The organism is Parapedobacter pyrenivorans (genome assembly GCF_014636865.1).
GTDB classification, from domain to species: Bacteria; Bacteroidota; Bacteroidia; order Sphingobacteriales; family Sphingobacteriaceae; genus Parapedobacter; species Parapedobacter pyrenivorans.
Genome location: NZ_BMER01000007.1, coordinates 6,921 through 20,650, shown reverse-complemented (window position 1 = coordinate 20,650; position 13,730 = coordinate 6,921). Strand labels below are relative to the sequence as shown.

The 13,730-nt window shown below is 52.6% G+C and carries 12 protein-coding genes; 5 read left to right on the top strand and 7 right to left on the bottom strand.

The annotated features are described in order from the left end of the window. Positions 1-14 precede the first annotated feature (14 nt). The 4 genes from IEV98_RS23015 to IEV98_RS23000 all read right to left on the bottom strand — a co-directional run bounded on the left by IEV98_RS23015 (position 15) and on the right by IEV98_RS23000 (position 4,710). Entirely contained in the window at positions 15-1,217 is a 1,203-nt protein-coding gene (locus IEV98_RS23015; protein WP_188508417.1) for a glutamate-5-semialdehyde dehydrogenase, read from the bottom strand. Positions 1,218-1,231: 14 nt separating this feature from the next. Beyond that, a complete protein-coding gene (gene proB, locus IEV98_RS23010; RefSeq protein ID WP_188508416.1) occupies positions 1,232-2,029 on the bottom strand; it encodes a glutamate 5-kinase in 798 nt (265 codons plus the stop codon). Next, positions 2,022-2,852, bottom strand: a complete 831-nt coding sequence (gene proC, locus IEV98_RS23005) for a pyrroline-5-carboxylate reductase (RefSeq protein WP_188508415.1) — start codon at positions 2,850-2,852, stop codon at positions 2,022-2,024. The genes proB and proC overlap by 8 nt, the downstream gene beginning before the upstream one ends. Positions 2,853-3,081: 229 nt before the next feature. After that, positions 3,082-4,710 carry an alanine/glycine:cation symporter family protein gene (locus IEV98_RS23000; protein WP_188508414.1) on the bottom strand — a complete coding sequence of 543 codons (1,629 nt, stop codon included), beginning with the start codon at positions 4,708-4,710 and terminating at the stop codon, positions 3,082-3,084. Between the two features lie 133 nt (positions 4,711-4,843). Here IEV98_RS23000 and IEV98_RS22995 point away from each other — a divergent pair, with 133 nt between their 5' ends. From IEV98_RS22995 to IEV98_RS22975, 5 genes are all read left to right on the top strand, one after another. Beyond that, positions 4,844-6,157, top strand: coding sequence for a DUF389 domain-containing protein (locus tag IEV98_RS22995; protein ID WP_188508413.1), 1,314 nt, complete (start codon positions 4,844-4,846; stop codon positions 6,155-6,157). Between the two features lie 204 nt (positions 6,158-6,361). Further along, entirely contained in the window at positions 6,362-6,898 is a 537-nt protein-coding gene (locus IEV98_RS22990) for a DUF421 domain-containing protein (RefSeq protein WP_188508412.1), read from the top strand. Positions 6,899-7,052: 154 nt separating this feature from the next. Continuing rightward, a complete protein-coding gene (locus IEV98_RS22985) occupies positions 7,053-7,592 on the top strand; it encodes a hypothetical protein (protein ID WP_188508411.1) in 540 nt (179 codons plus the stop codon). Positions 7,593-7,645: 53 nt separating this feature from the next. Beyond that, positions 7,646-8,401 carry a fimbrial biogenesis chaperone gene (locus IEV98_RS22980; RefSeq protein ID WP_188508410.1) on the top strand — a complete coding sequence of 252 codons (756 nt, stop codon included), beginning with the start codon at positions 7,646-7,648 and terminating at the stop codon, positions 8,399-8,401. Next, positions 8,376-9,794 carry a hypothetical protein gene (locus IEV98_RS22975; protein WP_229738930.1) on the top strand — a complete coding sequence of 473 codons (1,419 nt, stop codon included), beginning with the start codon at positions 8,376-8,378 and terminating at the stop codon, positions 9,792-9,794. Before IEV98_RS22980 ends, IEV98_RS22975 begins: the two co-directional genes overlap by 26 nt. On the opposite strand, the gene IEV98_RS22970 is transcribed toward IEV98_RS22975, so the two are convergent. The 3 genes from IEV98_RS22970 to IEV98_RS22960 all read right to left on the bottom strand — a co-directional run. Continuing rightward, the gene (locus IEV98_RS22970) at positions 9,791-12,601 is read right to left on the bottom strand and encodes a carboxypeptidase-like regulatory domain-containing protein (RefSeq protein ID WP_188508408.1); all 2,811 of its coding nucleotides are present in this window, start codon (positions 12,599-12,601) and stop codon (positions 9,791-9,793) included. The two genes, IEV98_RS22975 and IEV98_RS22970, sit on opposite strands and share 4 nt — an antisense overlap. Positions 12,602-12,631: 30 nt before the next feature. After that, a complete protein-coding gene (locus IEV98_RS22965) occupies positions 12,632-13,258 on the bottom strand; it encodes a response regulator transcription factor (protein WP_188508407.1) in 627 nt (208 codons plus the stop codon). A gap of 162 nt (positions 13,259-13,420) precedes the next feature. Beyond that, positions 13,421-13,730: type IX secretion system membrane protein PorP/SprF (locus tag IEV98_RS22960; protein WP_188508406.1), on the bottom strand; the 310-nt coding region annotated here is incomplete at its 5' end.

The window sequence follows — 13,730 nt, the reverse complement described above, 5'->3', positions numbered from 1 at the left end:
GCCTGTTCAATTAATTAAATTGTCCGGATCTGCCCGTCGCCATACACGTAGTATTTATTTGTCACCAACTGTTCCAACCCCAACGGCCCGCGGTGATGCAGCTTATCGGTGCTGATGGCCAATTCGGCGCCGACGCCCATGGCGCCGCCATCGGTAAAGCGGGTTGATGCATTGTGGTAAACCGCTGCACTGTCTACCTGCTCCATAAAGACGAACGCCTTAGCGTCGTCGGAAGTCAGGATAGCGGCCGAGTGCCCACCGCTGTACGCGTTGATTTTGGCTATCGCAGCCTCTAGGCCGGCAACCTGGCCGAAGCAGATTTTGGGAGCAAGGAACTCCTCATACCACACAGACTCATCCGCGATAGGCGTCGCACTTTCCAATAGCGGCAAGAGCGGATCTTCGGCCAGTAGCTGCACGGATTTGGCACGTAACGCCTCGCCCAGTTGCTGCAGCTTCGCAGGCAATCCGGGCGTCGCCTCATCAACCAACACTTTATCCAAGGCATTGCAGGCGCTTATTTTATCGGTTTTCGCGTTGATCACAATGGGCAATACCTGCTGCCAGTCGGCATCGGCAGCAATGTAGGCAAAGTTATTGCCGCGGCCACTCACCAACACGGCGCATCTCGCATGTTCTTTAACAAAACTGATGAGCTTTTCACCGCCCCTGGGTACGATCAGGTCAATGGGTTGGGGTGGATTTTTCAGGTAATCGCGCGTGGCCTGGCGGTCCAGCGTGATCAGCTGTATCCAATCCGCCGGCAAGCCGTTTTCTTCAAGCGCCCGGTGCCAACAGTCTACAAGCACCCGGTTGGTATGCACCGCTTCTCTCCCACCCTTCAACAAGATTTTGTTATTGGCTTTGAACGCCAGTACCGCAGCTTCGATGGTTACATCGGGCCGCGATTCGTAAATGATTAAAATGGTACCAAACGGGGCTGTCCGGTTTTCGATACGCAACCCATTGTCGAGCACGCCCGATGACCGTACCCGGCCTATCGGATCGGGCTGGCCTTTTACGGTCTGGATGGCTGCAATCATTCCATCCACTTTAGCGTTATCGAGCACCAAGCGGTCGTAAAGCGCTTGGTCGTCGCGTTCAAATGCCTCCAGATCGAGTCGGTTGGCGTCCAATATGGCTTTTCGGCTACCATCGATGATGGTTATCATCGATGACAGCACACTGTCTTTCTGAGCTGTTTTGAGTAATTCCATAACTACTTGCTGTTTTAAAGGGTAATCAGTGTACCCGTTGGCACACCAAATACGATATCGGTAATGATGTTGTCCTTTTTTCCGTTCGCGATAAACGTCGGGATATTGCGTCTAGCGGCTTGTTTGGCCACCCGGAGTTTAGACTCCATGCCCCCGCGGCCCTCCGCTTCTCCCTTGTCGGTCTTTCGGATGTATTGTTCCACCGGGTCATCGACCGTGAAGTGTGGGATCAATTGGCTGTTTGGATCTTCCGGATGGCCGTCGTACAGGCCGTCGATATCCGTCAGCAGAATGAGTAGGTCGGCATTGACCAGCTCGGCCACCAGGCTGGCGAGTTCGTCGTTATCGGTAAAGGTCGACATCGATAACGACACCGCATCATCTTCATTGGCGATGGGGATAACGCCCTCGGCCAACAGCCCCTCATAGCAGTTCACCATGTTGTCGCGGTGTTTACCGAGGTCGAAATCGCGCTTCGTAGCCAATACCTGAGCACAGCGCATGCCGTGATCCTGAAACAAGTTGTAGTAGTGCCGCATCATGCGCGGCTGCCCGATGGCCGAGAATACTTGCCGGCGGGTAATTGGATCCGAAGCTTTCAATCCGCGGCTCATTACCTCCTTGCCGGCGATGACCGAACCAGACGAAACCAGTACCGAGCTTATTCCTTGTTCATAAAGGTAGACAATCTGTTCCACAAGCTTCGCCAGGATTTTACCCACGATGCGATTATCTTTATTGGTAATCACGTGGGTGCCGACTTTGATGACAATGCGCTGTACGGGTTTGCCTTTCAACGCCTGTTTAAGCATGCGACACCTCCTTACCTTCGCTCTGCTTCCCCAGTTCTTCTGCACGGCGGAAAGCGGCATAAGCCGCCTCTTGAATGAGTGCATTGACGTTGTTGCCGTCCATCGAATCCAGTGCGGCACGGGTGGTACCACCTTTGGAGGCCACCTTGGCCATCCAGTCTTCTGGACTCAAGGCCGATGAATTGAACAGCTCCACAGCCCCGGCGAATGTCTGACTGACCAGTAGGCGTGCATCAGCTTCCAGGAAGCCCATTTTGGTTGCTGCGTCCATCAAGGCTTGCATAAAATAAAAAATATACGCTGGCCCACTGCCTGATATTCCCGTAGAGGCATCGATCTTGGATTCGGAAGGCAGCATAATGGAGCGCCCAGTGGTATCCAGCAGCCGTTCGATGGCTGCGAGTTCCAGCCGCGACACCTGCTCCGACGCGGTAAAGGAAGTCATCCCTAACCCCACCAATGCCGGCAAGTTGGGCATGGCACGCACCACTTTTCCCACGCCAAGCCCCTTTCTGATCGTTTTTATGGTTACCCCGGCCATGATCGATACAAACAGCTGCTCATCCGAAACCATGGGCTTCATCTCCGCCATCAGGCCCGGCGCATGCACCGGCTTCACGGCAATCAGCACCACATCGGCTTTGGGCAGACAGGTAGCGAGCTGATCATGCACATCGAAAAGCCCCTTGCTGCGCAACTCATTGAGCTTTTCTTCGCTTTTATCAAAAATCATCAAACTTCCATCGGTTAAAAAATTGGACGTGGCAATCGCCGCTGCATACGTCATTCCCATGTTACCTCCGCCAATTACAAGTACGTTCATTTTTTCTTTTTTTTAGCTTAAAAAAATTAATGTTCGCCCTAATTGCCACAACCTTCATGCAGGTATGCCAATCGTTGACAGATTGTTAGTTTAACTGGAAATCTGAGTCGTATTCTTGGGTATGTCTGAATGCAGTAAACACGGCTATCTCCCTTCAATTGGAACTCCGGAAAGAGAAACCGCAAATATGTCAGTCGCGCCTGTCAACGACGGGTTTGCTGCAAACTTGTCACCCGTTCAAATCGTCGCCTGCCTGTGCCGCCGCTTTCTGCTTCGGCACACGGATCGCATTCAAGTAGCGCCTCAGCTCGCCTCTTACCTTTGGCGCCAGGAGAAACAAACCGATCATGTTCGGAAACGCCATGGCCAAAATCATCGCATCCGAAAACTTGATTACGGAATCCAGGGTGGCGGCTGCTCCGATAACAACAAACGCCAAGAACAAGATTTTATACGACATATCCGCCCACTTCGACCGGCCGAACAGGAATTTCCAGGATTGGATGCCGTAATACGACCAAGAGAGCATCGTCGAGAATGCAAATAGAAAGACCGCAACAGTAAGCACCACCGAAAAATGGGGAATAACGCTTTCAAACGCCCTGCTGGTCAGCTCAACACCGCCCACGGCTTCTTGCTCCTGGCCAATCAGTACGTTTCCCCATTGATCTTGCACACCATATGTAAAAATGCCTTCACTGTTGAAGAAAATGATGGTCAATGCCGTCAATGTACAAACCACCACGGTATCGACAAAGGGCTCCAGCAGGCCCACCAGCCCCTCACTTGCCGGGTATTGCGTCTTTACGGCCGAGTGTGCGATCGCCGCGGAGCCGATTCCTGCTTCGTTAGAAAAGCTGGCCCGCCGGAATCCGGTGATCAAAACCCCTACTAATCCGCCAAGGCCAGCAACGGGCGAAAATGCCTGCCCGATAATCAAACCAAATGCATCGCCGACGTATTCGTAGTGCGCCGCCACCACGGCAAGGCTACCCAGCAGATAGATTATCCCCATGAAAGGCACCAGCTTTTCCGTAATCTGGCCGATACGCTTTATGCCCCCGATGATGACGACACCGACCAGCAGGGCCAAAACAACGCCAAGCAGGGTTTTCACAAAGCTGCCCTCAATACCCATCGTAGAGGTAAGCTGTGCAATCGCCTGATTGGACTGCAACGCATTCCCACCACCAAATGATGCGCCCACGCACATAAGCGCAAATATCACCGCCAAAACCTTCCCCAGGCGGCCTGCGCCCAACTCCTTGAAACCCTTGGTGAGGTAATACATCGGGCCGCCATAAGTCTGGCCATCTTCACCCACGTCGCGGTATTTCACCCCGAGGGTACACTCCACGAATTTCGTGGTCATACCCAACAGGCCAGAAACGATCATCCAAAAGGTAGCTCCCGGACCACCGATGGCAATAGCCACGGAAACCCCGGCGATATTACCCAGCCCGACCGTGCCGGAGAGCGCGGCGGTCAACGCTTGGAAATGTGTCAATTCGCCGGCAGCCGGCGTTCCGTCGGCAGCAGGCCGTTGTTCTATCGCATTGTACTTACCACGTATGGTACGCAGGGCGACCGGTATCTTTCGGATATTAACCAGCCTGAAATAGGCTGTAAAAAAAACACCGCCCGATACCAATAAAATCAGTACGAAAGGAATGGCAATATCATCGGTGAAGGGGATGGTAAAGAAGACGACCTGTTCCCACCAGTCAGCAACCGGTGTGAACCATTCGTCGATCTGCTTATCAATGCCGATGGCCCAAACGGGGCTTGGCAGCAGTAAGCCAGGGAGCAAAGCGAGAAAAAATAATGATACAGACTTAGTCTTTCCAAATAAAAACATAAAAATTTGGGATTTTCCTAAAGAAATGATAGTTCGGCCGCAAAATAAAAAGAACTGACCGGTTATAAAAACATTTCGCCCAAAACCTAAAAATCATTTGCCTACATTATCAGAATTATCCTATTTTCGTTTCATGGACTTGCGAAAACTCACGGCGAAATTTAACATCCGGTCTGAACAAGAGGCGTACGATGTTATCCACGACACGGTAGAAAAGGGCATATTTTTCAAAGGCACCAACCTTTGGATCCTGATTTTTGCCATCCTGATCGCATGCGTAGGCCTAAATGTTAACTCCACAGCGGTAATCATCGGCGCCATGTTGATTTCACCGCTTATGGGGCCTATTTTGGGAATAGGGTATAGTTTGGCCACCTATGATTTCACGTTGTTCCGCAAATCCTTGGTCAATTTCGGGTTTGCCGTAGCCTCCGGCTTGGTAGCATCAACGGTATACTTTTCGGTAACGCCGCTTGGGGAAGCCCACTCCGAACTGTTGGCCCGCACTCAACCGAATATATACGATGTAATTATTGCGTTGGCTGGTGGTTTAGCGGGAATTATCGCACTTTCGAGCAAACAGAAAGGGAACGTCATCCCCGGGGTGGCTATCGCCACTGCGCTCATGCCACCATTATGCACAGCGGGTTATGGGCTTGCCACGGGCACGTGGAACTATTTTTTTGGTGCCTTTTACCTGTTTACGATCAATTCGGTATTTATTGCGGTGGCTACGCTTCTCATAGTCCGCTTCCTGAAATATCCGATCTGGCAGGGCGTTGATGAAAACATGAAAAAGACCGCAAACAGGTGGGTCAGCATCATCGCCACGATTACCATTCTTCCGAGTATCTATTTTGGTTATATCTTGGTTCAGCAAGAGCGATTTGCAAGAAACGCCGCTGCTTACATTCGCAATGAAACACACATCGATGGTGACTACCTGTTGAAAACTGAGGTAGACCCAGCGAAGCGCACCATTCGCTTAATCTATGGGGGTCGATTGATTCCGGACAATGTCAAAGCGGAGGTGATTGCCAAAGCGAGGCACTACGACCTCCCGACTAGCGAAATCAGTATCCAACAAGGCTTCTCGCTCGACCATGAAGACGCCAATGAAAATCTGTTGGCTATCAATACGCAGCAGGCTGAGATCAATAGGTTGCGTGCTGAGCTAGCCCGCACCCTACAGGTGCAAGACAGCGCCGCCCAACGCAAGCAACTCGGCATGCAGTTGCTGCAGGAACTTAGGCCGTTATATCCGGAAATAACCGCCTGTGGGGCTGCCGAACAGGTGATTTATGATGATTCGTTAAAAGCCGATCGGTATTTAGCGCTGTTCTTGGCCTCATCCAACCGTAGCAAGACGCTTGCCGATCAGGAAAAGCTGGCAGGATGGTTCCGATCGCGGCTCAACACCGATTCTGTCAAAGTCTATGTCGAATAAAAACCGGTACTAATCAAGGGATATACCAAAATTCGCTGAAAAATTAAGCCGTCCTCGATAATTTCCGTCAGCACATCCTTGGCAATGCCGCTCGCGATGGCCTGTTTTGTGTTTAAAAGCGACTAGTTCAAACCTACAACGCCTTATTCCGTTAGTATATAAAAAAAGTTACGGCTTGTTTCGTGGCATATAATCGTCCTGCGTATGGAAAATATACTATTCAACAACTGGCAAGCACTGCTACGGATACTGATTATCGGCGTGTTCGCATATGTGATCATGATTGCCATCCTCCGGATTTCCGGGAAGCGCACGCTTTCACAGATGAAGGAGTTTGACTTTATCGTTTCGGTAGCCCTGGGTTCTGCATTGTCTGCCGTGATACTGGATAAAACCATTGCCCTGATTGAAGGCGTATTGGCCATTCTTGTATTGGTACTGCTTCAGATGCTCGTGGCGCGGTTGTCGCTAAAATCAAAGAAATTTCAGCAACTGAGCAGCTCTTCTCCATCCCTCCTGTTCTACAACGGTCAGTTCCTGCCAGAGTCGATGAAAAAGGAGCGTTTGCTGGAGGAAGAAGTGCGATCGGTCATCCGCAGCCAGGGTATTGCGCATTTATCCGAAGTTAAAGCGGTTGTCATGGAGCCAAACGGGCAGTTTTCCGTCGTGAAGGAAGGGAATACCAGCGATCCGCAAACGTCCATTTATTTGGTCCAGCCAACCCGGGGCGACAATTATTAACATCGCATTTCCGCAGTCGTTCACTAATCCAGATAAATGGCATCAAATGAATTTATAACATGAGTATGTGACAAGCCACCTAGCTGCAAGTGTTATCTCATTGCAACGCTTGCAATGACATGCAAGCAATGGTCTAACATATCTGTAACATCCTATGAAGAAGCTCATTTTATTAGTTGGCATTTCTGCGCTCATTGCCACATCGGCAGTCAATCACGTTTTTGCGCAGGTTTCTACGGCCCCCGTCACCGTTTCGATCGATCTGACGGCACCCGTAATTTCCATCACGCTCGGCGCAGATCCCAATGTGACCTTTGTATACGACTCGCCTGAAGATTACACTACGCCCCAGGTGGTAAACAAACCTGGCCATTTTACGGTGGTAAGCAATCAGGACTATGAAATTTCTGTAGTTGCCCAGGGCGAGTTTACGGTAAATGCGGCAAATGATGATCCCATTCCGCTCGAGGTGGTGCAGGTAGCGGTCGATCCTTCCACCACAGGCGCCGGGACCACCGAGATCGTGCCGCTTACCACGGCGGCCAGCGACGCGACCATCCTGGCTACCGATGCACCGGCGACTACAGCTACGCTATACAACATCAATTATACCATCCCGGATGCAACGCCATTGCTGGACAAATTCCCACAGGTGTATTCCACAACCGTTGTTTATACAGCCACACAGCTTTGAGACGCCGGGTCGATCTATTAGCATTGGTTCTCGGGTTGATATTACTCGCACCTTTGGCAAAGGCGCAAGGCATCGCTGTCAGTCCTTCCCGCGTGTTCTTTGAAGGAGCTCCCGGCGAAACGGTCGTACAGGCACTCACATTTTCCAACACGTCCAACATGCCCTTTACACTCCGTGCTTCCATCAAAGACTGGCAACGCGACAGTTTGGGCAGAAAAGTTTATTTTCCGGCCGCGACGCTGGAGCATTCAAACAGTAATTGGATCACGCTTTCCACGAGCACAGTGACCTTACAGCCGGGTGCTACACAAGAGGTGATGCTCACGATGACGGTGCCCGAGGGCGTGCCGAAACGGCTGACCAACAGCATGGTTTTTTTCACACAAACGAAGGCCCGGCAATCCACCATATCGGAGACCCCGCAACTCGGGGTGAATGTATTGCTTGAATTGGGCGTGCAAGCCTACCACGATCCCGGTGCATTGGCCGTAGGCGAGCTAAACTTCATTGCTTTTGAAGATTTCGGCATTACGACAGCGGCGAGCGGGCCGGTGAGACGATTGGGCGTTAAAATCAAGAATAGCGGGGAACTGAATCAGGACGCCCACCTGCGTTTTGAGCTCACCGACATGACTACGGGCGAAGAATTGCCGGTATCCACCGTTCCGATCGCAATGCTGCCGGGCGCTGAGCAGTGGGTATACATCGATGCGGATGCTGGCCTGGATGGACGCTACCTGGCCGTTGCGATACTAGATGCCGGGAGCAGTTACGACTTGAAAGTTGCAGAAAAAGAACTCACATATTAAGCTTCGCCGCTGCGGTTGCTTGCTTTGTTGGCTATTGGGCGTGCAGATCGTCACCGCACAAATCACCATCAACTTGCCTCAGGCCAACATCAGCGCCCGTACCGATTTCACGGCCACGCTTGCCAGTGGCACCTACTCGAGCATCGTAACGCTGCTCCCTACGTTTTCAGTACGGGCAAACACAGCGGCGTTCTCCAGTACGGTAGGGACCAGCGCAACGGTGCCTTTGAATGCCGTACGCATCAGGCTGCGTAGCATCGGTTCGCTCTCGTTGGTGGGGTTAGGCAACGAGGTAACGCTCAGTACGACCTATGGCACACTATACACGGCACTTGCCAATCTCGGTGGTGGCGCGGTGACGGCCGACTACCGGGTTGTAACCAGCAGCCACACCTGGAATGCCGGCATCTTCAGCACGCCGATCCAATTCAGGACGGGGGCCTTGAGCCCCAATCAGCTCACGCCTACTACGCCAACCTTGGTGTTATCAGTGCCGGCGTTTATTGCCCCGCAGGCCACCCTGCCGGTCGTGAGCATTCCCATCAATACATTAGCGATGTTCCGAGCGGCAACAGGTGTCGTTGCGAATACGGCCATTGCTGTCTCTACCACCGTGCCGTATCAGCTCCAGTTGCGGGCAGGCACCGCTCAATTCAGCTTTTCCACGGGTACAGCCTATAATCAGCTGCCCACCACCGGTGTGAATTTGGTAAACGGCACATTGCCGAATATTCCGTCGGCCGGAACGATTCCGTTGTCCAGTACCGATCAGTCGCTGTCGCCCGCCGGGGGTATCGCTGTTCCAACTGCCAATAACCAAACGCTAACCGCAGCCTTTTCCATTTCGCAGACCAACCTCCGAACGGGCTTCGTGCAAGCCGGAACGTATACCGTCCCCATTACCTTTACATGGAGTAAATTGCCGTCGGCCTATCCGACAAATACGCCCATCACGGTACCGCGCACGAGCACGCTGCAGGTCGTAGTAAGCGATATGAGCGAGCTGGCCGCCAACCAGCAGCAGGTATCACTGGCTTTCACGGCCGCCGCTGACTACCGGCAGGGAGTGGCGGTTGAAATGGCGAATCACCTTCGGGTGAGCAAAACGACACCTTACGACATCTACGTGCGCGCCACCGGCTCGAATTTCACGTCCACGTCCGGAGAGTTTCCGGTCGGGGTATTGCGGATTGGTCCAACGGCCGCGCAGACCGGCGTGGGCACAATCACGCTTTCTACCACATCGCAACGCCTGGTGACCAGCGCCGATCCCGTTATCGACCGGCCTATCGGATTACGTTACAGTATTCCGGCGGCAGCGGTATCCCAATTACTTGGCCAGCCACCCGGTGTGTATACGGCAGAAGTGATTTATAGCTTCACCGCACTTTAAAAACGACGTATATGCACACGCTTGCGCTCATCGCGATACCTGAAGTCGACGGTATACGGCACCTGTTGCGCCGTAATATCCAGCTGCTGTCGATTATTCTCGATAGCAAGCGGTAGCTCATCCGAGGCAACAGACAACTGATACGTTCCATGGGGAAGGAACAGCATGTAATGGCCACTTGCATCCGTTAGCGCCTCATATTGCTTGCCCTCGCCGTTGACAGCCTGGATGCGAATCCCCGACAGGTTTGGTGCAGTCGTGGCATAGCGCTGGCCCACAGCGATCAATTGGCCTTTCACGGTCTCCATCTTCATCAATGGTATCTCAAGGGCCATGTTTTTATCCAGCATAATAGTTACCGGTGCTGCGTAGCGCCCGCCAGCTGCCACGACATGATCTATGCGGTAACCATCCTGTGGCATCCGCCGAAACTCGGCCTTGCCATCCTTGTCGGTGTAAACGGACTTGTCTGCAATGGTTACCCGCACACCTGGTACCGGCGCCTCATTGGCGTCGTGCACCCCGTTGCTGTTCAGGTCTTCGTAGTAAAACAACCTTAGCCGCCGCTCGCGCCGGCCGCTCATTCCGGCAAACTGCTTTTCAATGCCCACCCGCAGTTGCCTTGTATCGTAGAATGCGCTTGGGGCTCCCCTGCCGGGCGAGGCACCGGCGGCCCGGAGGTGGGAAAGCGTATAAAAGCCATCGGCAGCAAGCGCCCAATGGTTACCGAAATTCCACCGCAAATTGCCGGTGGCAGCATAGGTGTGGTTGCGCGAAAATCCGTAGTAGTTGTACGTAGCGCTTAGCTGTCCGGTCAATTTTCCATTGAACACGGTGAACCGTTTGTTAGGGCCAATGGAAACCAATGTATAAGATGCTCCGGGCACAATGGAGTACACGTCGCTCAAGTAATACGGATTGACTTGCATAAAACCAATAACGCCGACAACCGGTGATGTGTAGTTCCAACTCATCCGTACCGAGTGAAACGCCCTAGCAGGTATCGCAACCGTATTTCTGTACGTATAGCCGTAGTCCGCCTGCACATAAACGCTGTGAATAGGTGTAGTATAGTTCACGTTCACCTGCGAGCGAAGGGAAGCGGATGTCCATCTGCTTCCCTGGTCTGCATGCTGCGGCAACCGGATACCCGACAGTTGCTGACCCAAAAAATAGGGCTTGATTTCGACGTGCCAACCTCCTATACGCTTACCGTACCCAAGCTCGCCGATAAAAAGACTGTTTCGAAACGGGGTAAAGCCATCGTACCAACGCCCTTGAAATTTGGGTTGATTATCCAACAGGCTCACTCGGGCAGCGAGCTGCCGGTCGCCGTCCGTCCGGGCTACGCGGGTGTCGCTTTGCAAGATGCCGCGCCGCATTCCCGTGTAATAGGGAGTGCTGATGTAATGACTTGAAGTAACATCAATCCCCTCTCCTGAGTAGACGTAGTCCATGCCAAAAGCTGCGGCATCTTCCGCATGCGCGGCATCATCAAACCGTTCGCGGCTATAACCCGCCTCGAATACCAAGCGTTGATCGGTCTCTAGGCGAATGGGCAGCTGTGCGCTGAACTGCTGGCTTTCTAATGCATGGTAACCATGGCGGCTATACAGATAAGTCACCCTGGCGGGCAATTCATCGCGGTTGAACGTGTAGTTTGCCGCAAGGATATTTTCACCGGGTATGCCTTGGTATACCTGACTGGCCAACATGTAATTATTCTGCAACGCATATACGCTCAGCTCCTTTCCCTCGCCTGGAAAATAGCTGATCTTTCCGCCTCGCCCGCTCATTGGATAATCTATATTTTCATAAATGTTGCCTAATTTCACCCCGATCCGGTTGGTGGTGTAATCGATGTAGGTGTCATACAGATTAAATCCCTGCAACTGCTTGTAGTAGTCGAGGTTCACTTGGTATTGCAACTCGCGCCCATCGTGTACAGGCAGCTTGCCGTTTGAATGGAGTTGGTATATCGTATGGAATCCGTTGATGTTGAGCAGGCGAAGCGACGCCGCATTGTTCGGCACCGCACCGAAAGGTGCTGTGTTCATGAAGTTACCGACGCTACTTAGCGTCTGTACCTGTGTGCTGATTGCCGCCAGTATATTGCCCGCATCGTCAACGCCCCGAATGGTGAGGCGAAAATCCAGACGTTGCCTACCATTACGCTGTTTACGGATCGTAAACGGTATTTGGCGCACCCCTCGCGGCGGTAGCGAGATGGTCAGCTTTTCACCAATCAATTCAAATCCGGCAGGAAGATCCGTGATTTGAAGCCGAAACTGAACCGGCACAATGCCGGTATTAGCGCATATGAGCATAAGCTGCAGTTGGTCAGCGCCCTGATCGAAATAATAGATCGGCTGTTCGGTGTCCAGCCGAAGTGTTCCTTCGTCCTCAAGCTTCCCATAGAAGGCAGCTTGCGGCTGCACGGTAACATGTGGCTCGGCGGCGCGTAAGGCCACCGGGAACCGTTGCATGTGCGACCGGAACGTGCGCGCATCTGCGAAATATTTCACCGGAAAGGATCGGCGATCGCCTGCATCGATTGTTAAGGTCGACGGAAGTCCGATCAGGGCCGATACCGAATCACCGCCGTTGGACGCCAAAGCGACCGTGGCGTTGGTATGGTTGTGAATCCATAGACGGTTGCTGAAGGTTTCGCCCGCTTTCACCGCTACCGTATCGGATTCAAATCGGTATGTCACGCCATAACCAACTTGCCCATACATGCTGGTTGGGCAGATGAGTAAGGTGAGCGCAAACAGGGGAATCCAAAAACGAGAAATAGCTCCTACCATACCATGGCCATTTGTTTCGCTGATTTGCCATCAACCACCGGCCTGGACCGACCAGCGGAACCTAACAATGAGTTCGCCTTTGCTGTTTATATTCAGTTTACGATAGATCCGCTTCACATAAGCCCTCACGGTATCGAGGGCGATTTGGCACTCACTTGCCACGCCCTGGTAGCTTAGGCCTGCGGCGATTCCCCTTGCAATCTGTAGCTCACGTGCCGTAAGGAGCTCTTCATCCAAGTTTGCCCGGAATATCCGACCTAAAACATGTTTCGAAATCGGTGGACTCAGCACGGAGCCACCGTCCTTTGCGGTCAAAACCGCTAGAAGAAGGTTCGGCAAGCACGTAGCCTTGCACAGGTAACTAAGGGCCCCATTGCGGATAGCTTCCTGCACCACATCCATTTGGAGATTGTCGCTCAAAACTAACATATTCGCATGCGGAAACTGTTCTTTGATCTTTCGGATAATCCGTGGTGGATGTCCCTTAAAGTCGACGAGAATCAGGTGTGGCGGATAGCTGATATCAATCCGAAGCGGCAACGTGATGCGGTCAACCTCGAATGCGATCACAATTTCATATTGATTTTGCTTCGTAAGTAGGGTGCGGATGCATTTCCGCGAAGCGTAATCAGGGTCAATGATTCCGATGTTTATCATAGGTAAGTATTAAACATGCTGGGTAGTAATAGGTTAACAAAAGGTCTTTGCTATGGTTTGGAAAAAAGGAAGTTAATGGGCACAAAAAAAGCCACCCGATGTGGATGGCTTAATATATGCGAGCAAGAGGCGTTGCCACACGTGGCGGTGTCTACACCTCGCTTAAAGTAAACCTACGGCCCCTCCAAACCGGTATTGCAGGCCGATCTCGTGGGTGGTATTGCCGATGCGCCGGTTCAGCGGCTCATTGCCCGGGTTGAACTGGTAGCTGTAGCCCAGGCCGAAGCCCCCGAAGTGGAACTGCGCCATCCCCGCAAACTCCCCGTAGCTCCGCACGTTCGCACCGATGCCGAACGTCCGCTTGATGAACACCAGCGCCGAGGCCTCCGCCTGCGGCCGCAGGCTCTCCGCGTACGTCACCAGCACGCTCGGCCGGAACTGGAAGTCCGCGCCCATGTCGAACAGCGCACCC